This is a genomic window from Streptomyces sp. RB17, assembly GCF_009604455.1.
Classification (GTDB): Bacteria; Actinomycetota; Actinomycetes; order Streptomycetales; family Streptomycetaceae; genus Streptomyces.
This window is the reverse complement of sequence record NZ_WEGL01000007.1, coordinates 23,778-48,327: the sequence shown is the minus strand read 5'-3', so window position 1 is coordinate 48,327 and position 24,550 is coordinate 23,778. Positions and strand designations below refer to the sequence as shown.

At 70.8% G+C, this 24,550-nt stretch carries 22 protein-coding genes; 12 read left to right on the top strand and 10 right to left on the bottom strand.

The window, feature by feature from the left end; all coding sequences use genetic code 11:
• Entirely contained in the window at positions 1-1,272 is a 1,272-nt protein-coding gene (locus SRB17_RS28715; RefSeq protein ID WP_153543091.1) for an ATP-binding protein, read from the top strand.
• 42 nt (positions 1,273-1,314) lie between these two features.
• Here the strand turns inward: SRB17_RS28715 and SRB17_RS28710 are convergent, their stop codons facing one another.
• Positions 1,315-1,815: a GtrA family protein gene (locus SRB17_RS28710; RefSeq protein WP_153543090.1), complete on the bottom strand. Its 501-nt coding sequence runs from the start codon at positions 1,813-1,815 to the stop codon at positions 1,315-1,317.
• A 182-nt stretch (positions 1,816-1,997) separates the two neighbouring features.
• Here SRB17_RS28710 and SRB17_RS28705 point away from each other — a divergent pair, with 182 nt between their 5' ends.
• The 4 genes from SRB17_RS28705 to SRB17_RS28690 all read left to right on the top strand — a co-directional run bounded on the left by SRB17_RS28705 (position 1,998) and on the right by SRB17_RS28690 (position 6,146).
• Entirely contained in the window at positions 1,998-3,137 is a 1,140-nt protein-coding gene (locus tag SRB17_RS28705; RefSeq protein WP_323376368.1) for a 5-(carboxyamino)imidazole ribonucleotide synthase, read from the top strand.
• Positions 3,134-3,655, top strand: coding sequence for a 5-(carboxyamino)imidazole ribonucleotide mutase (gene purE, locus SRB17_RS28700; protein ID WP_153543088.1), 522 nt, complete (start codon positions 3,134-3,136; stop codon positions 3,653-3,655). Before SRB17_RS28705 ends, purE begins: the two co-directional genes overlap by 4 nt.
• Positions 3,656-3,661: 6 nt before the next feature.
• Positions 3,662-4,849, top strand: coding sequence for a dipeptidase (locus SRB17_RS28695; RefSeq protein ID WP_153543087.1), 1,188 nt, complete (start codon positions 3,662-3,664; stop codon positions 4,847-4,849).
• A 202-nt stretch (positions 4,850-5,051) separates the two neighbouring features.
• Positions 5,052-6,146, top strand: coding sequence for a dipeptidase (locus SRB17_RS28690; RefSeq protein ID WP_153543086.1), 1,095 nt, complete (start codon positions 5,052-5,054; stop codon positions 6,144-6,146).
• A gap of 10 nt (positions 6,147-6,156) precedes the next feature.
• On the opposite strand, the gene SRB17_RS28685 is transcribed toward SRB17_RS28690, so the two are convergent.
• Positions 6,157-6,549, bottom strand: a complete 393-nt coding sequence (locus tag SRB17_RS28685; protein WP_153543085.1) for a VOC family protein — start codon at positions 6,547-6,549, stop codon at positions 6,157-6,159.
• 20 nt (positions 6,550-6,569) lie between these two features.
• A complete protein-coding gene (locus SRB17_RS28680; protein ID WP_153543084.1) occupies positions 6,570-6,941 on the bottom strand; it encodes a VOC family protein in 372 nt (123 codons plus the stop codon).
• Positions 6,942-7,036: 95 nt separating this feature from the next.
• Between SRB17_RS28680 and SRB17_RS28675 the strand changes: the two genes are divergently transcribed.
• Positions 7,037-7,543, top strand: a complete 507-nt coding sequence (locus tag SRB17_RS28675) for a CGNR zinc finger domain-containing protein (protein WP_153543083.1) — start codon at positions 7,037-7,039, stop codon at positions 7,541-7,543.
• A 106-nt stretch (positions 7,544-7,649) separates the two neighbouring features.
• Here the strand turns inward: SRB17_RS28675 and SRB17_RS28670 are convergent, their stop codons facing one another.
• The gene (locus SRB17_RS28670) at positions 7,650-8,993 is read right to left on the bottom strand and encodes a UDP-glucose dehydrogenase family protein (protein WP_153543082.1); all 1,344 of its coding nucleotides are present in this window, start codon (positions 8,991-8,993) and stop codon (positions 7,650-7,652) included.
• A gap of 181 nt (positions 8,994-9,174) precedes the next feature.
• Here SRB17_RS28670 and SRB17_RS28665 point away from each other — a divergent pair, with 181 nt between their 5' ends.
• Both SRB17_RS28665 and SRB17_RS28660 read left to right on the top strand, forming a co-directional pair.
• Entirely contained in the window at positions 9,175-10,332 is a 1,158-nt protein-coding gene (locus SRB17_RS28665; RefSeq protein ID WP_323376367.1) for an acyl-CoA dehydrogenase family protein, read from the top strand.
• 159 nt (positions 10,333-10,491) lie between these two features.
• Positions 10,492-10,854 carry a four-helix bundle copper-binding protein gene (locus SRB17_RS28660; protein ID WP_153543081.1) on the top strand — a complete coding sequence of 121 codons (363 nt, stop codon included), beginning with the start codon at positions 10,492-10,494 and terminating at the stop codon, positions 10,852-10,854.
• Between the two features lie 62 nt (positions 10,855-10,916).
• On the opposite strand, the gene SRB17_RS28655 is transcribed toward SRB17_RS28660, so the two are convergent.
• A complete protein-coding gene (locus tag SRB17_RS28655; RefSeq protein ID WP_153543080.1) occupies positions 10,917-12,239 on the bottom strand; it encodes an LCP family protein in 1,323 nt (440 codons plus the stop codon).
• Between the two features lie 119 nt (positions 12,240-12,358).
• Here SRB17_RS28655 and SRB17_RS28650 point away from each other — a divergent pair, with 119 nt between their 5' ends.
• Entirely contained in the window at positions 12,359-12,919 is a 561-nt protein-coding gene (locus SRB17_RS28650; protein WP_153543079.1) for an acyl-CoA thioesterase, read from the top strand.
• Positions 12,920-12,923: 4 nt separating this feature from the next.
• On the opposite strand, the gene SRB17_RS28645 is transcribed toward SRB17_RS28650, so the two are convergent.
• Positions 12,924-14,306, bottom strand: coding sequence for an LCP family protein (locus tag SRB17_RS28645; protein ID WP_153543078.1), 1,383 nt, complete (start codon positions 14,304-14,306; stop codon positions 12,924-12,926).
• 251 nt (positions 14,307-14,557) lie between these two features.
• Between SRB17_RS28645 and SRB17_RS28640 the strand changes: the two genes are divergently transcribed.
• Entirely contained in the window at positions 14,558-15,592 is a 1,035-nt protein-coding gene (locus tag SRB17_RS28640; RefSeq protein ID WP_153543077.1) for a glycosyltransferase family 2 protein, read from the top strand.
• 57 nt (positions 15,593-15,649) lie between these two features.
• On the opposite strand, the gene SRB17_RS28635 is transcribed toward SRB17_RS28640, so the two are convergent.
• The 4 genes from SRB17_RS28635 to SRB17_RS28620 form a co-directional block, all read right to left on the bottom strand.
• Positions 15,650-17,245 carry an LCP family protein gene (locus tag SRB17_RS28635; protein ID WP_153543488.1) on the bottom strand — a complete coding sequence of 532 codons (1,596 nt, stop codon included), beginning with the start codon at positions 17,243-17,245 and terminating at the stop codon, positions 15,650-15,652.
• Positions 17,246-17,377: 132 nt separating this feature from the next.
• Positions 17,378-19,138: an LCP family protein gene (locus SRB17_RS28630; protein ID WP_323376366.1), complete on the bottom strand. Its 1,761-nt coding sequence runs from the start codon at positions 19,136-19,138 to the stop codon at positions 17,378-17,380.
• A 230-nt stretch (positions 19,139-19,368) separates the two neighbouring features.
• Positions 19,369-20,550 (bottom strand): LCP family protein, encoded by a 1,182-nt coding sequence (locus SRB17_RS28625; RefSeq protein WP_323376365.1) that lies wholly within the window; start codon positions 20,548-20,550, stop codon positions 19,369-19,371.
• A gap of 115 nt (positions 20,551-20,665) precedes the next feature.
• A complete protein-coding gene (locus SRB17_RS28620; protein ID WP_323376364.1) occupies positions 20,666-21,421 on the bottom strand; it encodes a TIGR03089 family protein in 756 nt (251 codons plus the stop codon).
• Between the two features lie 140 nt (positions 21,422-21,561).
• On the opposite strand from SRB17_RS28620, the gene SRB17_RS28615 reads away from it, so the two are divergent.
• Both SRB17_RS28615 and SRB17_RS28610 read left to right on the top strand, forming a co-directional pair.
• A complete protein-coding gene (locus tag SRB17_RS28615; RefSeq protein WP_416237102.1) occupies positions 21,562-23,100 on the top strand; it encodes a peptidoglycan recognition protein in 1,539 nt (512 codons plus the stop codon).
• A 185-nt stretch (positions 23,101-23,285) separates the two neighbouring features.
• Complete coding sequence (locus SRB17_RS28610; RefSeq protein WP_323376363.1) at positions 23,286-24,368, top strand: NDP-sugar synthase; 1,083 nt, start codon at positions 23,286-23,288, stop codon at positions 24,366-24,368.
• The last annotated feature ends 182 nt before the right edge of the window (positions 24,369-24,550 follow it).

The following is a 24,550-nucleotide window of genomic DNA, read 5'->3' as shown; positions in this document are numbered from 1 at the left end:
ATGCGCCGACGTCTCATCCAGTCCACCCTCGCCGTCGTCCTCGTGGTGATCGCCGTCTTCGGCATCTCCCTGGTGATCGTCGAGACGCGGACGATCAGCAACAGCGCCCAGGAGCGGGTGGACTCCGAGGCGATCCGGCTGGCCAGCATCGTGGACAGCCGGATCCTCGCCGCGGAGAACGTCAACGCGGACGCGCTGCGCAACCCGGTCAGCAAGGACCAGTACGCGGTCATCCGCATGCCGGGCAAGGCACCGATCGAGATCGGCACCCGGCCGCACGGCGATGTGATCCACGCCACACAGAAGGGCGAGGAGGGCGAGAGCGTCACCGTGCAGGAGCCGCGCTCGGCGGTCACCCGCGAGGTCGGCCGGACCCTGCTGATCATCGGCCTGGTCGCGCTGCTCGCCGTCATCGCGGCCGTGCTGCTCGCCGTACGGCAGGCCAACCGGCTCGCCTCCCCGCTGACCGACCTCGCCGAGACCGCCGAACGGCTCGGCTCCGGTGACCCGCGCCCGCGGCACAAGCGGTACGGCGTTCCCGAGCTGGACCGGGTCGCCGATGTGCTGGACTCCTCCGCCGAGCGGATCGGCCGCATGCTGACGGCCGAGCGGCGCCTGGCCGCAGACGCCTCCCACCAGCTGCGCACCCCGCTCACGGCTCTCTCGATGCGCCTGGAGGAGATCACCCTCACGGACGACCCGGACATCGTGAAGGAAGAGGCGAACGTCGCGCTCACCCAGGTCGAGCGGCTCACGGACGTCGTCGAGCGGCTGCTGACGAACTCCCGCGACCCACGCACCGGCTCCGCCGTCACCTTCGACCTGGACGAGGTCATCCAGCAGCAGCTCGCCGAGTGGCGGCCCGCCTACCGCAGCGCCGGCCGCGCCATCGTCAGCTCCGGCAAGCGGCATCTGCAGGCCGTCGGCACACCGGGGGCGGTCGCCCAGGTGCTCGCGGCGCTGATCGAGAACTCCCTCATGCACGGGGGCGGCACGGTCGCGCTGCGCACCCGGGTCACCGGCAACCAGGCCGTGGTCGAGGTGACGGACGAGGGCCCCGGGGTCCCCGCCGACCTCGGCGCGCGCATCTTCGAGCGGACGATCAGCGGCCGCAACTCCACGGGGATCGGCCTGGCCGTGGCCCGCGACCTGGCGGAGGCCGACGGGGGGCGCCTGGAACTGCTCCAGGCCCAGCCGCCGGTGTTCGGGCTGTTCCTGTCGCGTACGCCGCCGGCCCGCAAGTCGGACGAGGACCTGCCGACGGTGCGCTGAACCGGGTCGGTGCGTTGAAGCGGGTCGGTGCGTTGACCCGGGTTACGGAACCCGCTGCGACTTCGGCTCGGAGTGTGGCCGCTTCGACTCCGCCACCAGGATCGACTCCGCTTCCTGCGACGGCTGCACGCGGAACACCCAGGTGCGGTACGACCAGAAGCGGAACAGGGTCGCGACGCCGATGCCGACGAACTTGAAGACGTTGCTCTGCAGCGGGCTGTCCCAGCCGAACCCGTAGGTCGCCGCGTACAGCACGCCGTTCTCGATCACCAGGCCGATCGCGCTGAAGAAGAGGAAGAGCGTGAGCTCCTTGGTACGGCCGCCCTTGTCGCGGTCCCGGTACGTCCAGTAACGGAAGCCCACGTAGTTGAAGGCGATGGCGACCACGGTCGCGATGATGCTGGCGCGCACCACCGGCAGGTCGGAGACGTGCCGGACGAGGTTGAAGACGCCGAGGTTCACGAAGATGCCCGCGACGCCGACGGTGCCGAACTTGGCCACCTCGCGTACGAGCCGTTGCAGCCCCGAGGAACGAGGTTCCATGGCTGTGCAGCTCCCGTCGGTAGGTTTCGTCAGCCCAGCCATGCTATCCAGGTGAACCTGCCGCCGCCTGTGCACAAGGCCAAGACCAGGAAACAGATCGGAAAGAGGGCGGAAAGCGGCTGGTAAGAGTTCGTGAGAGGGATGCGATCCGGTCGCCCGGGCGTGGCCGATACGCTAGGGGTGTGACGTTCCCGGTAGTCGGCATGGTCGGCGGGGGGCAGCTCGCGCGTATGACGCACGAGGCGGGCATCCCGTTGGGCATCAGGTTCAAGCTTCTCAGTGACACCCCTCAGGACTCGGCGGCCCAGGTCGTGAGCGATGTCGTCATCGGCGACTATCGCGACCTGGACACGCTGCGTGAGTTCGCGCGCGGTTGCGATGTGATCACCTTCGATCACGAACATGTACCCACCGAGCACCTCAGGGCCCTGGAGGCGGACGGCATCCCCGTCCGCCCGGGGCCCGACGCGCTGGTGCACGCCCAGGACAAGGGCGTGATGCGCGCGAGGCTCGACGCGATCGGCATCCCGTGCCCCAGGCACCGGATCGTCGCCGACCCGGAGGACGTCGTCCGGTTCGCCGCGGAGGGGGACGGCTTCCCGGTCGTCCTCAAGACCGTGCGCGGCGGCTACGACGGCAAGGGCGTGTGGGTCGTGGAGACCGCCGAGGAGGCCAGCGACCCGTTCCGGGCCGGCGTCCCGGTCCTCGCCGAGGAGAAGGTCGACTACGTCCGCGAGCTCGCCGCCAACGTCGTACGCTCCCCGCACGGCCAGGCCGTCGCCTACCCCGTGGTGGAGTCCCAGCAGGTCAAGGGCGTCTGCGACACGGTCATAGCCCCGGCCCCGGGCCTGGACGAAACCCTCGCGCTGCAGGCCGAGCGGATGGCCCTGACCATCGCCAAGGAGCTGGGCGTCGTCGGGCACCTCGCCGTCGAACTGTTCCAGACCCGCGACGGCCGCGTCCTCGTCAACGAGCTGGCGATGCGCCCGCACAACTCCGGCCACTGGACCCAGGACGGCGCGATCACCTCCCAGTTCGCCAACCACGTCCGCGCGGTCCTCGACCTGCCGCTCGGCGACCCCCGCCCGCGCGCACCGTGGACGGTCATGGTCAACGTCCTGGGCGGCGACTACCCGGACATGTACTCCGCCTACTTGCACTGCATGGCCCGCGACCCCAAGCTCAAGATCCACATGTACGGCAAGGACGTGAAGCCCGGCCGCAAGGTCGGACACGTCAACACCTACGGCGACGACCTGGACGACGTGCTGGAGCGCGCCCGTCACGCTGCCGGATACCTGAGAGGCACGATCACCGAATGAGCCCTGTTGTTGGCATCGTCATGGGGTCGGACTCCGACTGGACCGTCATGGAGGCCGCCGCCAAGGCCCTGGACGAGTTCGAGATCGCCTACGAGGTCGACGTCGTCTCCGCGCACCGCATGCCCCGCGAGATGATCACCTACGGCGAGCAGGCCGCCGACCGCGGACTGAAGGTGATCATCGCCGGTGCGGGCGGTGCCGCCCACCTGCCGGGCATGCTCGCCTCCGTCACCCCGCTGCCGGTCATCGGCGTGCCGGTGCCGCTGAAGTACCTCGACGGCATGGACTCGCTGATGTCCATCGTGCAGATGCCGGCCGGTGTCCCGGTCGCCACCGTCTCGGTCGCAGGTGCCCGCAACGCCGGTCTCCTCGCGGCCCGCATCCTCGCCGCGCACGACGAGGACCTGCTGCACAAGATGCGCGACTTCCAGCACGACCTCAACGACCAGGCAACCGAGAAGGGCAAGCGGCTGCGCGCCAAGGTCGAGGGGTCGAGCGGCTTCGGCTTCGGGAAGTAACAGGCAATGACCCCAACTGACGAAGCACGCTCCCTGCTGCGCGAGTTCCCGGTCGTCGACGGCCACAACGACCTGCCGTGGGCGCTGCGCGAACAGGTCCGCTACGACCTCGCCGCCCGCGACATCGCCGTACGGCAGGACGCCCATCTGCACACCGACATCCCGCGGCTGCGCGCGGGCGGGGTCGGGGCGCAGTACTGGTCGGTGTATGTGCGCTCGGACCTGCCCGGGGCGGTGCCGGCGACCCTCGAACAGATCGACTGCGTACGGCAGCTCATCGCCCGGCACCCCGCCGATCTGCGGGCCGCGCTGACCGCTGCCGACATGGAGGCGGCGCGCGCGGAGGGCCGTATCGCCTCCCTCATGGGCGCCGAGGGCGGTCACTCGATCGACAACTCCCTGGGCACCCTGCGCGGCCTGTACGAACTGGGCGTGCGCTACATGACGCTCACGCACAACGACAACAACGACTGGGCGGACTCCGCCACCGACGAGCCGAAGGTGGGCGGCCTGTCGGCCTTCGGCCGCGAGGTGGTGCGGGAGATGAACCGCCTCGGCATGCTCGTCGACCTCTCCCACGTGGCCGCCACGACCATGCGGGCCGCGCTGGACACCACGTCCGCGCCGGTGATCTTCTCGCACTCCTCCGCGCGGGCCGTGTGCGACCATCCGCGCAACATCCCCGACGACGTCCTGGAGCGGATGCCCGCCAACGGCGGCATGGCCATGGTGACCTTCGTGCCGAAGTTCGTGCTCCAGGCCGCCGTCGACTGGACGGCCGCGGCCGACGAGAACATGCGCGCCCACGGTCTGCACCACCTCGACACCAGCCCCGAGGCAATGAAGATCCACGCGGCCTTCGAGGAGCGCACCCCGCGCCCGGTCGCCACGGTGTCCACGGTCGCGGACCACCTGGACCACATGCGCGAGGTCGCCGGCATCGACCACCTGGGCATCGGTGGCGACTACGACGGCACCGCCTTCACCCCGGACGGCCTGAGCGATGTCTCCGGCTACCCGAACCTGCTCGCCGAACTATTGAGGCGCGGCTGGTCCAGGGCCGACCTGGCCAAGCTGACCTGGCAGAACGCGGTACGGGTGCTGGGCGCGGCGGAGGACGTTGCCCGCGACCTCCAGGCGACGCGCGCTCCCTCCAACGCCACCATCGAGTCGCTGGACGGCAGCCCCGCCTGATCCGCCGGGGCGGGGTCGTCGTCGCAGCCGGCGGCCCCCGCCCGCGAACAGCGCACGATCACCGTTCCGGGGCTTCTCGGCCGTACCCCCGAACGCCCCACTCACCAGGAAGCCGTCCTCCCCTCCGTGCGACCGTGGCGATACGCCCCAGCCCGACGCAGCTCACGACCGACGTAAGCAACGACGACGTACGGAGCCCGCCATGGCCGACCTCCAGGACGACATCCCCTCCCCGACCGAGGTCGGGGAGGACGACGGCCTGCCGGACGACCCCTTTTTCACGGAGCCCACGTCCCTGCAGCGGGCCCACACCCTGCTGGCCGCCCACCCGGTCGCCGACGGCTACAGCGGACTGCCGTGGGCCCTGCGCCACCTGTCCTGGTACGACCTGGAGCTGGGCGAGGCGGCCATCGACACCGACATGCCCCGGATGCGCGAGGGCCATGTGGGCGCGCTGTTCTGGTCCCTGCACCTGCCCGAGGGCCCCGGCGGCGACCGAGCGGCGTCCGCGACCCTGGAACAGCTGGACCAGGCACGCGCGGTGATCGAGGCCCATCCGGAGGGACTGCGTCTGGTGCGCACCGCCGGGCAGATCATCGACGCCCGCAACTGCGGACGCGTCGCCGTGGTGCTGGGCCCCGCCCACGCCACCGCGCTCGACGACTCCCTCGGCATCCTGCGCGTCCTGCACACCCTCGGCCTGCGCGTGCTCACCCTCGCGGGCACCGCCTGGGCGGGGGAGCAGGGGCTGACCCGGTTCGGCGAGGAGGTGGTGCGCGAGATGAACCGGCTCGGGGTGCTCGCCGATGTCTCCGGCACCTCCCGGGCCACCGCCCACCGTGTCCTCGCGCTGTCCAAGACCCCGGTGCTGTGCACCCGCTCCGCCGCCCAGGCCCTGCGCCCGCACCCGGCCAACCTGCCCGACCAACTGCTCGCGGCGCTGGGCGCGGCGAAGGGCCTGTGCATGGTGCCGCTGACCGCCGAGCAGACCGGGCCGGCCGTCCATGACGTCGCCGACCACCTCGACCACGTCCGCGACGTGGCCGGCCCGGAGTGCGTGGGCCTGTCCGGCACCTACGACTCCGGTGCCGCGCACCCTCGCGACCTCGCCGACGCCTCCCGCTACCCCCACCTGATCGCCGAACTGCTCCGGCGCGGCTGGTCCGAGACCGAGCTGGCCCTGCTGACCTGGGGCAACGTCCAACGGGTGCTGCGCAGCGCGGACTTCACGGCCCGGGCCGCACAGCACCGCCGGGAGGCGTCGACCGCGAAGATCGGGGAGCTGGACGCCCGCTAGGTCACACGGGTCACGGGTGATCGATCCGGCACAGGCAGAACGGATGCCCTGCCGGGTCGGCGTACACCTGGAAGTCCTTCTTCTCCCGGTCCTGAAGGTCCAGCGGCCGGGCGCCCAGCGCCAGCACCCGCTCATGGGCCACATCGACCTCGGCCCAGGTCCGGCCGGCGTCGAAGTCGAGGTGGAACTGCTGGCCGTTGCGGTCCGCGCGCGGCCACTCCGGCGCGGTGTACTCCTCGGCCCGCTGGAAGGCCAGCCGCGGCCCGTCCGGCACCTGCAGGACGACCCAGTCGTCGTCCTCGGCCTGCGGGGTGCCCCCGGCCACCGCCGCGTAGAAGGCGGCCAGCGCGTGCGGATCGGGGCAGTCGAGCACGACGCTGCGAAAACGGGCGACGGATGCCATGGAGTCCTCCTTCAGGGCGCTCAGCAGGCGCACAGACAGAATGGGTGCCCCGCCGGGTCGGCGTACACACGGAAGGTCCGCTCGCGGTCCTCGGTGTCCAGCGGCCGTGCCCCCAGCTCCAGCACCCCCTTCTCCGCCGCGTCCAGGTCCTCCACCACCAGGTCCAGATGGAACTGCTGCGAGGCGTCCGGCGCGGGCCACTTCGGCGGCACGAACCCGGGCGCCTGCTGGAAGGCCAGCGCCGGCCCGCCTGGCACCTTCAGGTCCACCCACTCGCCGCTGTCGTCGGAGTTCGCCTCCACGGTGCCGCCCAGCACTCCGGCGTAGAAGCCGGCCAGCGCATGGGGGTCGGGACAGTCCACCACCACGACGCCGAGCTTGGCGAGAGCCATGACTACCTCCTTGTGTCACGAACGGCGTTACCCATAGATGCGGGCAACAGGTAACGGTTACTGCATGCTCCCGCATTGGGGGTAACGTCGCAAGCATGAATGAGAGATCGGCCGCCCCCGGAGCCCTGGCGCTGGTCGAGTCCCTGGTCAACACGCTGGACCTCGAGACCGGCGCCGACACGCTGGACACCGAGGAGGGCCGGGGGCGCTTCGGGATCGCCGAGGACGGGCTGGAGGAGGCGCGGGAACTGCGGGAGTCGCTGCGGGCCGCGCTGCTCGCGCACGCCGGCCACCCGCCGCACCGCGAGGTCACCCCGCTCGGCACGCTGCTCTCCCGCGCGCCCCTGTACATCGCCGTCGACGAACGGGACGGCTCCGCTGCCCTCGCCCCCGCGCCGGACGCCCCACTGCTCTCCCGTGTCGCCACCGCGGTCGCCGAGGGCCTGACACACGGCACCTGGATGCGGCTGAAGGCCTGCGAGGCCGCGACCTGCCACTGGGCCTACTACGACCGCAGCCCGGCCGGACGCGGCCGCTGGTGCTCGATGCAGGTGTGCGGGGCACGGGCGAAGATGCGCCGGTACCGGGCCAAGGAGGGGTAAGACACAGGCAGTTCACCGGCCACGTATGTGTGCGGTGGTGCAGAATGCGGAAAGACGCCGGTTCGGCCGACTGAGCCTCGGCCGAACCGGCGTCGCCGTACGCCTGTTACGCGGTGGGGCGGCCCATCGCCCGGTACGTCCAGCCCACCCGGCGCCACAGCTCCGGGTCGAGCGTGTTGCGGCCGTCCAGGATCAGCCGGGCCGCCGCGACCTCGCCGAGCGCCGCCGGGTCCAGCTCGCGGAACTCCCGCCACTCGGTCAGGTGCAGGACGACGTCGGCGCTCCGCACCGCCTCCAGAGCGGAACCGGCGTACCCCAGGGTGGGGAAGACCTTGCGGGCGTTCTCCATGCCCTTCGGGTCGTACACGGTGACCTGGCCGCCCTGCAGGTGGATCTGGCCGGCCACGTTCAGCGCGGGCGAGTCCCGCACGTCGTCCGAGTCGGGCTTGAACGTGGCGCCGAGCACCGCGACCCGCTTGCCGAGGAAGGAGCCGCCGCCGAGCGCCTCCCGGGTCATCTCCACCATCTGGCCGCGCCGGCGCATGTTGATGGAGTCGATCTCGCGCAGGAACGTCAGCGCCTGGTCCGCGCCCAGCTCACCGGCCCGCGCCATGAACGCCCGGATGTCCTTGGGCAGACAGCCGCCGCCGAAGCCGATCCCGGCGCGCAGGAACTTCTTCCCGATCCGGTCGTCGTGCCCGATGGCCTCCGCCAGCTTGGCCACGTCACCGCCCGCGGCCTCGCACACCTCCGCCATCGCGTTGATGAACGAGATCTTCGTCGCGAGGAAGGAGTTCGCGGCCGTCTTCACCAGCTCGGCCGTCGGGAAGTCGGTCACCACGAACGGGGTGCCCTCGCCTATCGGCGTCGCGTACACCTCCCGCAGCAGCTTCTCGGCGCGCTCGCTGCGCACGCCCACCACGATCCGGTCCGGGTGCAGGGTGTCCTGGACGGCGAAGCCCTCGCGCAGGAACTCCGGGTTCCAGGCCAGCTCGGCGTCCGCGCCCGCCGGGGCGTGCTCGGCGAGATAGCCGGCCAGCCGCTCGGCCGAGCCCACCGGCACGGTCGACTTGCCGACGACCAGGGCCGGGCCGCGCAGATGCGGGGCGAGGGAGGAGACCGCGGAGTCGACGTACGACATGTCGGCCGCGTACTCCCCGTGCCGCTGTGGGGTGTTCACGCACACGAAGTGGACGTCACCGAAGGCGCCGACCTCGGCCCAGTCCGTGGTGAACCGCAGCCGCCCGGTGGAGCCCTCGATACCGGCGACGTGCCGGCGCAGCAGGTCTTCCAGGCCCGGCTCGTACATCGGGGTCTCGCCGCGCTCCAGCATGGCGATCTTCTCGGGTACGACGTCGAGTCCCAGCACCTCGTAGCCGAGCTCGGCCATGGCCGCGGCATGCGTGGCGCCGAGGTAGCCGGTGCCGATCACGGTGATCTTCAGGCTCATGGATGTGCTCCAGCTCGGGTACGTCGGTGATGCGGCCCCTGAGCATAGTCGGGCCGCTTGCCGGGCAATTTCCCCGCTGTCGCGTAGCTCACGTAGGCGTGCCGCGGGCCGCCCTCTAAAATTTGAGTTACTTAACGGTAATTAGCGTCAGTATCACTGCGTCTTTGGAGCGTGAGAGACCGTGGCCGGATCGGCTGACTTCGACCTGTACCGCCCGTCCGAGGAGCACGACATGCTCCGGGACGTCGTCCGCTCCCTGGTCGAGGCGAAGATCGCGCCGTACGCCGCGGCGGTGGACGAGGAGGCCCGCTTCCCGCAGGAGGCCCTCGACGCCCTCGTCGCGGGCGACCTGCACGCGGTGCATGTCCCCGAGGAGTACGGCGGCGCCGGCGCCGACGCGCTCGCCACGGTCATCGTGATCGAGGAGGTGGCCCGCGCCTGCGTGTCCTCCTCCCTCATCCCCGCCGTGAACAAGCTCGGCTCCCTTCCGGTGATCCTCTCCGGCGGCGAGGAGATCAAGAAGAAGTACCTGACCCCGCTCGCCAAGGGCGACGGGATGTTCTCGTACTGCCTCTCCGAGCCGGAGGCGGGCTCGGACGCGGCCGGCATGAAGACCAAGGCGGTCCGCGACGGCGACCACTGGGTCCTCAACGGCGTGAAGCGCTGGATCACCAACGCGGGCGTGAGCGAGTACTACACGGTGATGGCGGTCACCGACCCGTCCAAGCGCTCCAAGGGCATCTCCGCCTTCGTCGTCGAGAAGTCGGACGAGGGCGTCTCCTTCGGCGCCCCGGAGAAGAAGCTCGGCATCAAGGGCTCCCCGACCCGCGAGGTCTACTTCGACAACGTCCGCATCCCCGCCGACCGCATGATCGGCGAGGAGGGCACCGGCTTCATGACGGCCATGAAGACCCTGGACCACACCCGCATCACCATCGCCGCCCAGGCCCTCGGTGTGGCGCAGGGCGCCTTCGACTACGCCAAGGGCTATGTCCAGGAGCGCAAGCAGTTCGGCAAGCCGATCGCCGACTTCCAGGGCATCCAGTTCATGCTCGCCGACATGTCCATGAAGATCTCGGCGGCCCGCGCCCTCACCTACCAGGCCGCCGCCGCCTCCGAGCGCGGCGACGCCGACCTCACCTACCTGGGCGCCGCCGCCAAGTGCTTCGCCTCGGACGTGGCCATGGAGGTCACCACGGACGCCGTCCAGCTCCTCGGCGGCTACGGCTACACCCGCGACTACCCGGTGGAGCGCATGATGCGCGACGCCAAGATCACGCAGATATACGAGGGCACCAACCAGGTCCAGCGGATCGTCATGGCCCGCAACCTGCCGTAACGGCAGGGACTTCGGATCCTGGGGAAGGCGCCCTCCGGGGCGCCTTTCTGCTGCTCGGCCGCACCTTACGACCGGTCGGTCACATGCGGGCGGGGCCCGTCCGACGTAGTACGGAAGCACACGGGGTCCGCCCCGGGCCCCCGCCTCCTAGGAGGAGCCATGACCCAGCCGGGAACGATGACGCCCATGACCCAGCAGATGCAGGACTGCGTCAATGCCTGCATGGCCGCGCACACCATGTGCGAGGAGACCATGAGCTCCTGCATGCAGATGGGTGGCCCGGCCCAGATGCAGATCATGCGCGCGCTCATGGACTGCTCCGAGACGACCCGTATGTGCGCCGACATGATGATGCGTCGCTCGCCCATGGCGGGCGATATGTGCGCGATGTGCGCCAAGGCGTGCGAGATGTGCGCCGAGGCGTGTATGACGATGCCGGACGATCCGCAGATGATGCGCTGCGCGGAGGCGTGTCGCCGCGCGGCGGAGATGTGCCGCGCCATGGCGGGCGCCAAGATGTGAGGCCCGCCTGAACGCAGAGCGAGGGCACCCGGACGGGTGCCCTCGCTCTGGTGTGTGGCCGCTCAGTTGCCGGAGACGGTGACCTTCTGGTCGTTGTTCAGCTCGTTCACCAGCGTCTTGACCTTCGTCTTGTCCCAGACGAGGTTGCCGCCGACGGAGCCCGAGATCGGCATGTTCATCGACGTGCCGTCACCGCCCTGGACGCCCTTCATCGCCCAGAACATCGAGGCCAGGTCCCACAGGGACATGTCCTTGTCGACGATCAGGGAGTCCAGGCCGGCGCCCATGGTCGGGTAGAACCTGAAGGGGTTGAGGAGCGTCGACGGGGTGGCCACCTGGTGGGCCAGCGCCGACAGGAACTTCTGCTGGTTCTTGGTGCGCTGCAGGTCGGAGGCCGCGAACGCGTGCCGGGTGCGGACGAAGGCGAGGGCCTGCGCGCCGTTCAGCGTCTGCTTGCCCGCCTTGAAGTCGGCGCCCGAGTACGAGTCCTTGAAGCCCTTGTCTATGTCGATGGTGACACCGCCGACCGCGTCCACGATCTTGGCGAAGCCCTCGAAGCCGATCTCCACGTAGTGGTCGATGTGCAGACCGGTGTTGTACTCGATCGTGCGGACCAGCAGCGTCGGGCCGTCGTAGGCGTACGCCGCGTTCAGCTTGTTCTGGCCCATCGCGGGACGGATCTTGCCGGACGTGGAGCCCCGGAACGACGGGATCGTTACGTTCGAGTCGCGCGGCAGCGAGATCAGCGTGTCGCCGTTGTCGCCGACGTGCAGGATCATCATCGAGTCCGTGCGCTTGCCCTGGGCGGAGCCGGTGTGCAGCTTCTTCTCGTCCGCCTTGGTCATGCCCTCACGGCTGTCCGAGCCGACGATCAGGTAGTTCGTGCCGGCTCCCGACGCCGGCCGGTCGATGACCTTGGACAGGTCGACCTCGCGGCGCAGCTTGGAGTCGGCCCAGAAGTAGGTCGCGACGGATGTGACGACCAGCACGGTCGCCAGGGTGAGCGCGGTCCACTTCAGCCGGCGCCGCCAGTTCGGGCGCGGCCGGTAGCGGTCGAGCTCCGGGTCGGGGTCGTTGTCGTTGGGCACGAAGCCGCCGCCGCCGCGGCCGCCGCCGTACACCTGCCCGGTGTTGTAGCCGCTGTCGTAGCCGGCGCCGTCGTCGTATCCCTGGCCGTCGACGTACGACGGCTGCTGCGGGATCCCGGCCCCGTACGGCGGCGCCGCCGGGCCGGGGTCGCCGTAGGGGCGCTGCCCGGGCGGTACCGCCGGGCCGCGCCGCACCTGACGCATCACGCGAGCGTTCTCCGGCTGTGCGCCGGCACTGCCGCGTCCGTAGCGCGGGCCGCGGTTGTCGTCGGACCATCCCTCGGGCCAGTCATTCATGCGCCCCAGTGTGCAGGGCGTCGGTGTGCGGCTTACAAGGGCTGTCGGAAAATCACAGCGGCGCTGTTGCGAACCCGACACAAATTCCGCGATTGTCGCTTCGGCATAAGGTGGAGGGCATGACAGACCAGGCCACGGACGTGGAACCGGACATGGAAGCGGACATACCCGGTAAGCCGACGTCCGCCTCGCGCACCACCCTCAGCCACATCATGACCCACAGCGACACCAACCTGCTGGGGACGGTGCACGGCGGGGTGATCATGAAGCTGGTCGACGACGCGGCCGGCGCCGTGGCGGGCCGGCACTCCGGCGGTCCCGCCGTCACCGCGTCCATGGACGAGATGGCCTTCCTGGAGCCCGTCCGCGTCGGTGACCTGGTCCATGTGAAGGCGCAGGTGAACTGGACCGGCCGGACCTCCATGGAGGTCGGGGTCCGGGTCCTCGCCGAACGCTGGAACGAGTCGACCCCGCCCACCCAGGTCGGCTCCGCCTATCTGGTCTTCGCGGCCGTCGACGCCGACGGCAAGCCGCGCCGGGTGCCGCCGGTGGTCCCGGAGACCGACCGCGACCGCCGCCGCTACCAGGAGGCCCAGATCCGCCGCACCCACCGGCTGGCGCGCCGCCGGGAGATCCGGGAGCTGCGGGAGAAGCGCGCGGCCGAGGGTTTCGAGGACTGAGCGCTCAGCCGGTCCCCGAGCACACCACGTCGCTGCCGCGGACCGGGACCTGCTGGGGCTGGGCCGGATCCTCGTAGTGGACCTTGTGCACGTCCTTGAAGTCCGCCCCGGCGATCACCTTCAGCAGCGGGCCCTGGCCCGGCACGGCGCGCAGTTCGGCGCCCGGCAGGGCGGCGGCCAGGGCACGGGCCGAGCGGTCCCAGCGGGGGTCGTAGGAGATGACGGTGCGCGGCACGTGCGCGGCCGAGACCGGCAGGTGCGTCGTGGCGAAGCCGGCCGCCGCGAGAGCGGAGTCGACGCGTTTGGCGAGGCCGACCGTGCCGGTGCCGTTCTCCACCTGGACCCGGATCTGCCGGGGATCGACGTCGACGGGCGCCGGAGGCTGCCCATGCGCCGGTGCCTGGTGCGGGTGGTCCGCGGTGAGCGGCTTGTCGTCGCGCAGGGCCGTGAACAGCTGGTCCGCCTTGGCCTGGTCCCACTTCAGGGTCGAGCCGATGCCCTTGACCGCGTAGTTGATCTGCGCGATGGGCACGGTGGTGAACTCGGAGGAGGAGGGGGAGAAGTTCCGCATGGCCCGGCCGAGGTCGAGCAGCTCGTCGGTGCCGAAGCCCTCGTCGGCGCGGACCGAGCCGAGCACCGCGCGGGTCACGTCCCGGAACCGCATCGGGTTCAGCAGCACCCCGGAGGAGGTGGCCCGCTCGATCAGCGCGGCCAGGAACCGCTGCTGCCGCTTCATCCGGCCGAGGTCGCTGGCCCCGTCGACGTGCCGGGCGCGGACGTACTGCAGGGCCTGACCGCCGTTGAGGGTGTGCGTGCCGGGGGCGAGGTCGAGGCCGGTGTAGGAGTCCTTCAGCGGGGTCGTCGTGCACACGGTCACACCGCCGAGGACGTCGACGGTCTTCATGAAGCTGGTGAAGTCGACCTCCAGATAGTGGTCGATCTTCACGTGGGTCATGTTCTCGACGGTGCGGATGGTCAGCTGGGGGCCGCCCTCGGCGTAGGCCGCGTTGAGCTTGATCGGGTGCGGCGGGCGCTCCCGCCCGGAGGGGGCGTCGGTGTGTGCGGGCACCTCGGCGTAGGAGTCGCGCGGCAGGCTCACCACGGTGGCCCGCTCCCGGTTCTCCGAGACGTGCACGATCATCATCGTGTCGGTGCAGTGGCAGGGCGCCCCGCCCAGCCGGTACTCCCGCCGCTCCTGTGCGCTGATCTTCTCGCGGCCGTCGGTGCCGACCAGCAGGATGTTCGTGCCGTGCCCCGCGAGCGGCCGGTTCTTCATGTCCTTGAAGGCGTCGACCCGGGCGATCCCCGCGTCCAGGCTGCTGATCACCGCGTGGCCGATCCCGGCGGAGGCGAGCACGACGACGGACAGTGTGCTCACCGCCCGCATGGCCCAGCGGGGCCGCCGGGGCGGCCGTACGGACCGCACGGGCCGCTCGGGCGGGCGCGGCACACGGCGGGGTGGCTGCGGTCGGCGCTGCGGACGCGCGGGGGACCGGGGCGGGCTGGCCAACGGGGACACCTCCGGGCGAGGCCGTACGTGGGATCCGTGAGCACCGTAGGCCGATACGATCTCCAGCCCGGCCCCACGCCCCGGCGGCGCGCACCGGTGTCCCCCGTTCGCGGTAACGTGAGCCCCCTATGAACGCCAAGCCCGACGTGCGACACCCCGCCGTTTCTGTGATCATGCCCGTCCTCAACGAGGAGCGGCATCTGCGCGGGGCCGTCCAAGCGATCCTCGCGCAGGAGTACGCCGGCGAGATGGAGGTCGTGATCGCCCTCGGTCCGTCCACGGACCGCACGGACGAGATCGCCGCCGAGCTGGTCGCCGAAGACCCCCGCGTGCATACCGTCCCGAACCCCACCGGCCGTACCCCCGCCGCGCTGAACGCGGCGATCAAGGCCTCCAGGCACCCGATCGTGGTCCGCGTCGACGGCCACGGCATGCTCTCGCCGAACTACATGGCCACCGCCGTCCGGCTCCTGGCGGAGACCGGCGCGATGAACGTCGGCGGCATCATGCACGCCGAAGGTGAGAACGACTGGGAGCACGCGGTCGCCGCCGCGATGACCTCGAGGATCGGGGTCGGCAACGCCGCCTTCCACACGGGCGGTGAGGCCGGGCCCGCCGAGACCGTCTACCTCGGCGTCTTCCGCCGCGAGGCCCTGGAGCAGCAGGGCGGCTACAACGAGGAGTTCATCCGCGCCCAGGACTGGGAGCTGAACTTCCGGATCCGTGAGGCGGGCGGCCTGATCTGGTTCTCGCCGGAACTCAGGGTCTCGTACCGCCCTCGGCCCTCCGTGCGGGCCCTCGCCAAGCAGTACAAGGACTACGGCCGCTGGCGGCACGTCGTGGCCCGCTACCACTCCGGCTCCATCAACCTGCGCTACCTCGCCCCGCCGACGGCGGTGTGCGCGATAGCGGCCGGAATCGTGGTCGGCGTGGCGCTCACCCCGTGGGCCCTCGTCGTCCCCGGCGGCTATCTGGCGGCGATCGCCCTGGGCTCGCTCCCTGCGGGCAGGGGGCTGCCCCTGAAGGCCCGGCTGCAGATCCCGCTGGCCCTGGCCACCATGCACATGTCGTGGGGCTGGGGCTTCCTGACCAGCCCGAAGTCGCTGGCGCGCAAGGTCATCGCGTCCCGGCGGCCGGCGGTCCTCAGCCCCGATCACGCCTGATCAGGGCTGATCACGTGTGATCATCCGGCGGGGCCCCGTTTCCGGGGCCCGCACCGTTCACCACTGGTAGGGCTTGTACACGTCCATGCACTTGCTGGTGTCGGCACCGTTGATCGAGTCGGTGTTGCCCGGCATGTCCCCTGCCTTCGGCATGGCCTGCTTGGGGTAGCCGCTGCCGGTGCGCCAGTCCGAGCCGACGACGACCGTGACCCCGGAGACGTCGGTCGACTGCTTCACCGCGCTCATCGGGATGCCGAGCGCCTTCGCCACGGCCTGCGCGTCACCCTGCAGGTCCGCGCTCGGATACTGCACGACCGTGCTGTCCTCGGACAGCGTTTCCGAGGTGTCGGCAGCGGCCCGGGTGTAGCCCTTCTGCGCCAGCACCTGGCTGATGTCACTCGCCCGGTGGCCGACCGCCGCCTCCGTGGAGGTCTGGGTGGCGTTGCGCACCAGCACCCCCAGCCGACTCGGGTCCGTGGAGGGGGACTTGGTCGCCGGGGCCTTGCTCGCGATCTGCTTGGTGGCCGACGGCTTGCCGTTCTTGTCGAACGGCACGTCGTCGCGGAGCATCTCCCACACCTTGTCGGCGTTGGCCTTGTCCGGCACGACGTGCTGGGTGTTCTGCGAGTCCTCGACGTTGGGCATCGTCATCGACGTGATGCGGTTCGTCGGCACCGACTTCAGCTCCATGGCCAGGTCGTACAGCTTCTTGACCGAGCCGATCTCCTCCGAGACCTGGAGCGACTTGGTGGCCGCCTCGGCCAGGTCCATCAGCCGCCCGCCGTCCGTGAAGACGTTCTGGTGTTTCAGGGTGCGGACCATCGAGTTCAGGTACATGTGCTGGGCGCGGGCCCGCATCAGATCACTGCCCCAGGCGTGCCGCGTGCGCAGCCACTGCAGGGCCTGCTCGTGGTAGATCTTCTGTGTCCCGGCCTTCAGCTTCAGCCCCGAGCCGCCGGGCTGGTCCGGTGTCGGGTGGTCCCAGACGTTCTGCTTCACACAGACCTGGACGCCCCCGATGGCGTCCGCCATGTTCACCACGCCCGCGAAGTCGATCATCATCCAGTGGTCGATGTAGACCCCGGTGAGGTCCTCCCAGGTGGCCAGCGTGCAGCCGGCTCCGCCCCGGGCCAGGGTGGTGTTGATGATGTCGTCGGTCTCCGGGTACTTCTTGCCGGTCTTGGGGTCCTTGCACCTGGGGATGTGCACGCGGGTGTCCCGGGGGATGCTCACCATGGCGGCGCTCTTGCGGTCCGCGGACAGGTGGATGAGCATCTGTACGTCGGCCAGCGGAGGCGCGCCGACGCTCTGCCGGTGCCCGCCGAGCTTCAGGTCCTGCGGCGTGTTACGGCTGTCGGAGCCGATCAGGAGGATGTTCATCGGCGTCTGCCCGGCCGCGTTCGCCGGCGTCTTGTGCACCTTCGAGTCGTCGGCGCTGCTGCGCTGGCCCTTGCGGATGTTCGCGTTCAGGTGCTCGTAGTACAGGTAACCGGCGCCGGCCGTACCGAGTATGACCACTGCCAGAACGGTCGCCGACCAGCGCAGTGCGCGCCGTCTGCGCCGTGGCCGCTCGGTCCCGGAACCGCCTCTGCGCCCCCCGCCGTGCCTGCCGGACCCCTCCGGCGACCTCCGGTCCCGCGATGCGAGCGACATCATGTCGTCGACCGCAGGATCCTGCCCCCGCACATCACTCTGCGCCAATTCGTCCAGCCCCTCCCCACCCTTGCGCCATACAACGGGCCCCTCCCGCGTCCGGTTAGACGCACGAGGGGCCCGTTGGGTTACCTACGAGGCGCACTTCACCTTGTCCGCCGTGGACTTGTCGACCGTCGGCGCCTTCGACGGAGCGGTCAGCGAGACCCCCGCGCCCTTGAAGTCCTTGCCCAGGGTCAGCGTCATCGCCGGCAGCCCCTGGGAGTTGGTCACGCTCTTGCCGGGCTTCAGCGCCGACCCGGACAGTCCCATGAGATGGGCCAGCTCCCGGGCCTGGGCCGCCTGGTCGGGCGCGTACTCGAGCGTGGTCCTGCTCAGCTCCGCGGGCGCGTTGCCCGCGTTCTCCGACTTCAGCACGCCCTCCTTGTTCTGCAGCCAGTCGAGGGTCACCTGCGCGCTGCCGGACTGCGCACCGCCGTTGAGGATCCGCACCCGCACGTCGGACGGCGCGGACCTGGTGCCCTTCAGACGGGCGGCCTCCGCGTCCTTCTCCGCCTTCTGCTTCTTCTTCACCTCGGTGAAGGAGACGTCGTTGTTGATCGCGTCGAACACCGGAGGGGCGGCACTCTGGTTGACGATGACCGTCTTGTGGACCACGCCGTCGGCCGGGTTGTCGAGCACGGGAACCGTCACGAACGAGATGTTCTTCGGCGGCACCTTCTTCAGCTCCAGCGCGATGTCCTTGAGCGTGCTCACGGAGCCGATGCCCTTGTCGACCGTCAGTGCCTTCGTGGCCGCCTCGGCCAGACTGATCAGCTTGGTCGGGCTGGTGAGTGTGTTGCTGGAGGACATCTTCCGCATCAGCGAACCCATGAACTGCTGCTGGACCTTGATGCGGTCCAGGTCGCCCGCGTTGCCCCAGCTGTGCCGGGTCCGTACGAAGGCCAGGGCCTGCTCGCCCTGGATGTTGTGCTTGCCCGCGGACAGCTTCAGATGCGAGTCCGAGTCGTTCACGGCGTGCGCCAGGCAGACGTCGACGCCGCCGACCGCCGTCGTCAGCGTCTTGACCGCGTTGAAGTCGACCATCATGAAGTGGTCGGGCGTGATGCCGGTGACCTCCTTCACCGTGCGCATCGTGCAGCCCGGGTCGCGGCCCTCCTGGCCGAGACTCTCGTTGAAGCGGACGTTGTCGGAGCCGGCGATGACCTTCTTGCTGCCGTCCGGCTCGATGGTCTCGCAGTCCGGCACGTTGACGATCAGGTCGCGCGGGATGCTCAGCGCGGTCGCGTTCGTCCTGTCCTTCGAGACGTGCAGCAGGATGTTGGTGTCGGCGTGCCCGACGCTGCCCTTGTCGCCGTAGCCCTCGTTGCCCTTGCCGGTGCGCCTGTCGGTGCCGATGATCAGGATGTTGAAGGCGTCGTCCTTGCTGAAGCCGTTCTTGGCCGCGCTGCCGACGTCCGTCGTGGTGACGTTGCCCTCCAGGTGCTTGAGGTAGAGGTAGCCGGCCGTGCCGACGGCGACCAGGACGAACGCCGTACCGCCGGCCGTCCACGCCAGCACCTTCTTCACCCGCGACTTCTTCTTCACCGGCCGCCGGGCGGCCCTGCGCCCCTGCGGAGGCTCCGGCTCGCTGCCCCGGCGCCGTCCCGGCCGCGGCGGCGGTACGTCGCCCCCGCGCACCGGGCGCGTCTCGCGGGTCCCGCCGGACGCCGGGTCGTTACGGCGGCGCGGCGCACCGGCGCCCGCCCGGGGGGCGGGTCTGCGGGGGCCGGGAACCGATGACTGCGGTGTGGAAGGGCCCAGTCGCAGTTCGTATTCACCGGTGTTCGGATTGAGCACCCACTGGTCTGCGGGATCGATGTTGTCCGCCCGCCCACGGCCTTGCGCGTCCACGGTTGTCCGAATCCTCCGTCGGGGCCACGCGGCGCCTTCCCCCTCAAAGGCGCTCGGGTCTCGGTGAAAGGTGCTCGACCCCAGGACAGACCTCGTGGCCGGGTGCACCGGATCGCTCACACTATCCGCCCAGTTCAGCGTCAAGCGACGCCGGTGACAAATTCCCTGTGCCTACAACTGGGCAATCCGGCTCATTTCCTGGACGGAAGTTCGGCGTCTTGATGTGCGCATTACTCACAGCGGTGTTCGGCTGCGGTGTTCCCGCGGAACGTCGGCTCGGGGGAGGGGCCGCCCCCGCCGCGGGTGTCCCCGCCCGTCTCCGCGGCCTCCTGCGGCGTCTCCCCGGCCACCGCCACGGGCTGATCGGCCCGCAGCCGTGCGAACAGCTTCTCTGCTTCCGGCTCCACGAGTTGGTCACGGTTGGCGTCGTAGACGTACGACTCCCTCGGCACCGTCAGGAACTGCACCTGTTCGGTGGGGATGTCACGCAGCCCGCGCACCAACTGGTACAAGCCACGCAGACTGGCCAGTCCGGGATCCGTGGTCAGCGCGGAGGTCGCCGCGTCCAGCACCGGATACAGCTTCACCGGGTTCAGCAGGACGTCGCTGCTCTGCATCGTGCTGACCAGCGCGCCCAGAAACCGCTGCTGGCGCTCCATCCGTTCGGTGTCGCTGCCGTCGCCGAGCGACTTGCGGGCCCGCACGAACCCGAGCGCCTGCTCCCCGTTCAGCATCACCTTCCCCGCGGGCAGCTTCAGCTTGGCGGCCTTGTCGTCGACGGGCTCCTTCAGACAGACCTGCACCCCGTCGACGGCATCCACCATCTTCTTGAACCCGCGGAAGTCCACGACGACGTGATGGTCGATCCGAATGCCCGTCAGCTTCTCGACGGTCCGGATCGTGCACGCCGAACCACCCAGTTGAAAGGCGTGGTTGAACATCGCGAACACCGGCTCGCTGCGGCTGCCGCCCGGCTGCCGGCAGCCCGGGATGTCCACCATCAGATCCCTCGGCAGCGACACGGCGGTGGCGCTGCGCCGGTCGGCGGCCAGATGCAGCAGGATCGTGGTGTCCGACCGCTCGCTGCCCAGATCCCGCCCGTACGCGGAGTTCCCGTCCCCGGCCCGGGTGTCCGACCCGATCAGCAGGATGTTCTGCGCGCCCCGCACCAGTTCGGTGGGCCGCTCCCGCTCGTACCGGGCCAGTTCGCGGGAGGCGGCGTCATCGGCGGTGATGTTGTTGCTGAGCTTGGCGTAGACGGCCCACCCGCCCCCGGCGCCCGCCACGACGAGCACGGCGACACCCAGCGCCGTGGCCTGCACCCACCGCCGCCGAGACCGCCGTACGAGCCCTGCGCCGGTGGCGGAGGCCCCGGGACCGGGACCGAGGGGCTTGCCTGCGGTGTCGGTCACGGATGGGGCACCCCCTCATGGCGTACGAGCGTCACGTCCTGCTCTTACGACGATGGGGTCGGAGGGGCCGCCGAAGCTCCCTTTGCTACTCCGATCGGGGGAACCGCACTCCCGCTCAGCGGCGCACCGCGGTCACCCGCTCGCTCTCGATCCGCTGGGCGAGAGCCTCCTCTCCCAGCCGGTCGAGATGCCGGCACAGCACCACGGACCCGCCGACGGCCAAGGGCGAGTACAGCCCAGCGCAGACCCCTTCCCAGGTGTCGTACGGCAACCCCGACAGCAGCCTGGAACCCGGTCCCGTCAGACCCAGCGAGGGCGCCTCGGCCAAGGCCCGCTGAACCACCTCCGCCCCGCTGAACTCCGCCCCCGCGACGATCAGCGCAGGCTCCTCGGCGACCGGCGGAGCGAACGGCACGAACCGGTCCCCTTGCCCCGGCACTTCCACGGCGTAGTCGACGAACCCGGCCGGGGTCTGTGGAAACCGCCCGCCCAGCGGCCGCAGCGCGAGCGCCACGCGCTCCCCGCCGCACGTCCGCGCCGCGTCCAGCGCATCCGGCCCGCTGACGACGACGTCCGCCGCGGCCGGATCCCCGCCGAGGTCCGCCACCGCGCCCACCGAGGAACAGGCCAGCAGCCACACCGCCGTCTGCCAGTGCGCGGGCAGCAGCAGCGCGACCCGGTCGCCGGGCCCGGCGGACAGATCGCCCTGGAGGAGATTCGCGGTCTTGGCCACCCAATTGGCGAAGGTGGCCACGGACAGTTCGACGCGTTCGCCCGTGGCGTCGTCGTAGAAGGTCACCAGCGGGCGGCCGGGGTCCGCGGCGAGCGCGGAAGCCAGCAGGTCGGCGGGGGTGCGATCGGTGGCGTTCACCCGGGAAAGGGTACGCGCGGGCGGGCGCGCGCAGCGTGCGGCGGGGGCACCGGTTCGGCGGAACGGTTTCCGACGGGCCGTCAGTTCACCGCCGCTTCACGGTTGGACAGATTTGTACGACTATGTCCAAGATCATGAGCATGCGTGGATTCCTGACTTCGTCCCTCGGCGCCCCGTCGACCACTGCCTCCTCGATCGGCGTCTCCGCGACCGCCGTCTCCGCGATCGGTGTCGCCTGCGCCGCGGTCCTCGCGCTTCCGCTGCTGTCCCTGCCCGCGGTCGCCGCACCCGCCGCACACGCCGCGCCCGCACGGCCGTCCGAGGCCGGTGTCCCGGGCAGCACCCGCTCGCTGCCCCTGGTCCCGCTCTCCCGCGAGCGGGTCCTCGGCGCCGCCCCGGTGCAGGGCCTGTACCGGCCCTCCGGCGAGCACTTCTCGCTGGTCGGGGTCGTCTGGAACGACCCGGGCACCGAACTGCACGGCCGGGTTCAGGTGCGGACGCGGTCGGCGCGGACGGGGGAGTGGTCCGGCTGGCAGGACGTCGAGACGCACAACGCCGACCACGGCGCCGACCCGGGCACGGCGGAACGCCGCGCGCGGCGGCTGCGCGGGGCGACCGCACCGCTGTGGGTGGGCGGCTCCGAGGGCGTGGACGTCCGGGTTCGCGGGGTCGACGGGGGTGCGCGGGGCGGCCGTAGCGGCGGCAGGGGCGCGCGGGGCAGCCGTACCGACGGCGGGCGTGCGCGGGACAGCGGTATTGGCGACGGAGGTGCGCGGGACAGCCGTACGGTCGGCGGGGGCGAGCACGGTGGCCGTACGGTCGAAGCGGGGCGGCCGCACCCCCCGCTGCCCTCCGGTCTGCGCCTGGAACTCGTGGACCCCGGTGACGAGGCGCCGCCCGAGGGCGCTTCGGCCGGCGCGCCCCGCACCTGGCCGCTCACGGGCGCGGCACGGGCGGCCTCGGCCGCCAACACGGACCTCGCCGGCTTCGGCGCCCTGGAGATCCCGGCGCTGGACAAGCGGGCCACCGAGCGGGAACTCGCCCGCCTGGCAGGCCCGGTGCGGTCCAAGCCGTACATCGGGCCGCGCCCGCGGATCGTCACCCGCCGCGGCTGGGACGCGGACGAGTCGCTGCGCGAAGGCGGGTTCGTCTACGCGAAGAAGGTCAAGGTGGCCTTCGTGCACCACACGGCCTCGGGCAACACGTACACCTGCGCCCAGGCCCCCTCCGTCGTCCGCAGTATCTACCGGTACCACGTCGCGAGCATGGGCTGGGGGGACATCGGCTACAACTTCCTCGTCGACAAGTGCGGAACCATCTACGAGGGCCGGGCCGGTGGCGTGGCGAAGGCGGTCCTCGGCGCGCACACCCTCGGCTTCAACAACAACAGCATGGGCATCGCCGTGATCGGCTCGTACGGTGCGACCAAGCCGCCCGCCGCCGCGGTGACGGCCGTCGCCAGGCTCACCGCGTGGAAGCTCGGGCTCTTCGGGGCCGACCCGCGGGGCAAGACATATCTCACGTCGGGGGGTGGCAACCTCTACCCCAAAGGTAAGAACGTACGACTGAACGTGATCTCCGGCCATCGGGACGGATTCGCCACCGAGTGCCCCGGCAAGCGGCTTTACGCCAGACTCGGTACGGCCCGTTCCGGCGCGGCGCGCTATCAGGGGCGCTGAGCCGGCCCGGGGATGCGCTCGGTGCCGTCGTCGGGGGACTCGCCGTCTCACACCGTTCTCTCACCGATCTCGCGGGAAACGGAGTGGTTGTCAAGGGTGCCGCCGCTACGGTCTGCATACACTGACCGGCCGAAACGAGTGAAACGAGTAGTTCGGCCGGTCCCGGCAGGAAGCAGAGACGACAGGTGACAGAAGCGATCCTCCTGGTCGGCGGCAAAGGCACCCGCCTGCGTCCGCTCACGGTGCACACGCCCAAGCCCATGGTCCCGGCCGCCGGGGTGCCGTTCCTCACGCACCAGCTGGCGCGCGCCAAGGCGGCGGGCGTGGACCACATCGTGCTCGCCACGAGTTATCTGGCCGAGGTCTTCGAGCCGTACTTCGGCGACGGCTCCTCCCTGGGCCTGCACATCGAGTACGTGACGGAGGAGGAGCCGCTCGGCACGGGCGGTGCCATCCGCAACGTCGCCTCGCGTCTGCACTCGGGCCCCGAGGACCCGGTGCTGATCTTCAACGGCGACATCCTGACGGGCCTGGACATCAGGGCGCTGGTCGACACGCACCAGGCCACGTCCGCCGACGTCTCCCTGCACCTGACGAAGGTGACGGACCCGAGGGCCTACGGCCTGGTCCCCACGGACGAGACGGGGCGCGTCCTCGCCTTCCTGGAGAAGCCGCAGACGCCGGAGGAGATCGTCACCGACCAGATCAACGCGGGGGCGTACGTCTTCCGCCGTTCGGTCATCGACACGATCCCGCTGGGCAGGCCGGTCTCGGTGGAGCGCGAGACCTTCCCCGACCTCCTCTCGGCCGGCGCCCATCTCCAGGGCATGGTCGACTCCACGTACTGGCTGGATCTCGGCACCCCGGCGGCGTTCGTCCGCGGCTCGGCCGACCTGGTCCTGGGCCGCGCCCCGTCCCCGGCGGTCCCCGGCCGCTGCGGCGACCGACTGATCCTTCCTACGGCGACGGTGGCGCCGGACGCCAAGCTGACCGGCGGCACGGTGGTCGGCGAGGGCGCGTTCGTGGCCGAGGGCGCGCGGGTCTTCGGCTCCACGATCCTCCCCGGGGCCGTCATCGAGCCCGGCGCCGTCATCACCGACTCCCTCATCGGCTCGCGGGCCCGCGTGGGCGAACGCACGGTCCTCACCGGCACGGTCATCGGCGACGGCGCGATCATCGGCGCCGACAACGAGCTCCGCGAGGGAGTACGCGTGTGGTGCGACGCCCGCATCCCGGCGGGCGCGGTGCGCTTCTCTTCCGATCAGTAGCCGGGGCCGGGGGCGCCGCCCAGGGCGGCTGCGCCCCCAGACCCCCTTGTGCCCGGGGGCGTCTCGGCCGGTGCTCTGCCTGCGGGCGCGTCGTGGCTGCTCGCGCAGTTCCCCGCGCCCCTTCGGGCGCCTCGCCGTACCGCCCGTAGCTGCGGGCAGTCGTGCCGCTGGGGCGGGCGGTG

Bases quoted from the DNA above. Each gene is read 5' to 3' on its own strand.
- SRB17_RS28685 (WP_153543085.1), bottom strand. From the start codon at position 6,549: ATGGCATCCGTCGCCCGTTTTCGCAGCGTCGTGCTCGACTGCCCCGAT.
- SRB17_RS28650 (WP_153543079.1), top strand. From the start codon at position 12,359: ATGACAGACCAGGCCACGGACGTGGAACCGGACATGGAAGCGGACATA.
- SRB17_RS28710 (WP_153543090.1), bottom strand. From the start codon at position 1,815: ATGGAACCTCGTTCCTCGGGGCTGCAACGGCTCGTACGCGAGGTGGCC.
- SRB17_RS28655 (WP_153543080.1), bottom strand. From the start codon at position 12,239: ATGAATGACTGGCCCGAGGGATGGTCCGACGACAACCGCGGCCCGCGC.
- SRB17_RS28715 (WP_153543091.1), top strand. From the start codon at position 1: ATGCGCCGACGTCTCATCCAGTCCACCCTCGCCGTCGTCCTCGTGGTG.
- SRB17_RS28695 (WP_153543087.1), top strand. From the start codon at position 3,662: ATGACCCCAACTGACGAAGCACGCTCCCTGCTGCGCGAGTTCCCGGTC.
- SRB17_RS28670 (WP_153543082.1), bottom strand. From the start codon at position 8,993: ATGAGCCTGAAGATCACCGTGATCGGCACCGGCTACCTCGGCGCCACG.
- SRB17_RS28645 (WP_153543078.1), bottom strand. From the start codon at position 14,306: ATGCGGGCGGTGAGCACACTGTCCGTCGTCGTGCTCGCCTCCGCCGGG.
- SRB17_RS28690 (WP_153543086.1), top strand. From the start codon at position 5,052: ATGGCCGACCTCCAGGACGACATCCCCTCCCCGACCGAGGTCGGGGAG.
- SRB17_RS28675 (WP_153543083.1), top strand. From the start codon at position 7,037: ATGAATGAGAGATCGGCCGCCCCCGGAGCCCTGGCGCTGGTCGAGTCC.
- purE (WP_153543088.1), top strand. From the start codon at position 3,134: ATGAGCCCTGTTGTTGGCATCGTCATGGGGTCGGACTCCGACTGGACC.
- SRB17_RS28640 (WP_153543077.1), top strand. From the start codon at position 14,558: ATGAACGCCAAGCCCGACGTGCGACACCCCGCCGTTTCTGTGATCATG.
- SRB17_RS28635 (WP_153543488.1), bottom strand. From the start codon at position 17,245: ATGTCGCTCGCATCGCGGGACCGGAGGTCGCCGGAGGGGTCCGGCAGG.
- SRB17_RS28680 (WP_153543084.1), bottom strand. From the start codon at position 6,941: ATGGCTCTCGCCAAGCTCGGCGTCGTGGTGGTGGACTGTCCCGACCCC.
- SRB17_RS28615 (WP_416237102.1), top strand. From the start codon at position 21,562: ATGCGTGGATTCCTGACTTCGTCCCTCGGCGCCCCGTCGACCACTGCC.
- SRB17_RS28660 (WP_153543081.1), top strand. From the start codon at position 10,492: ATGACCCAGCCGGGAACGATGACGCCCATGACCCAGCAGATGCAGGAC.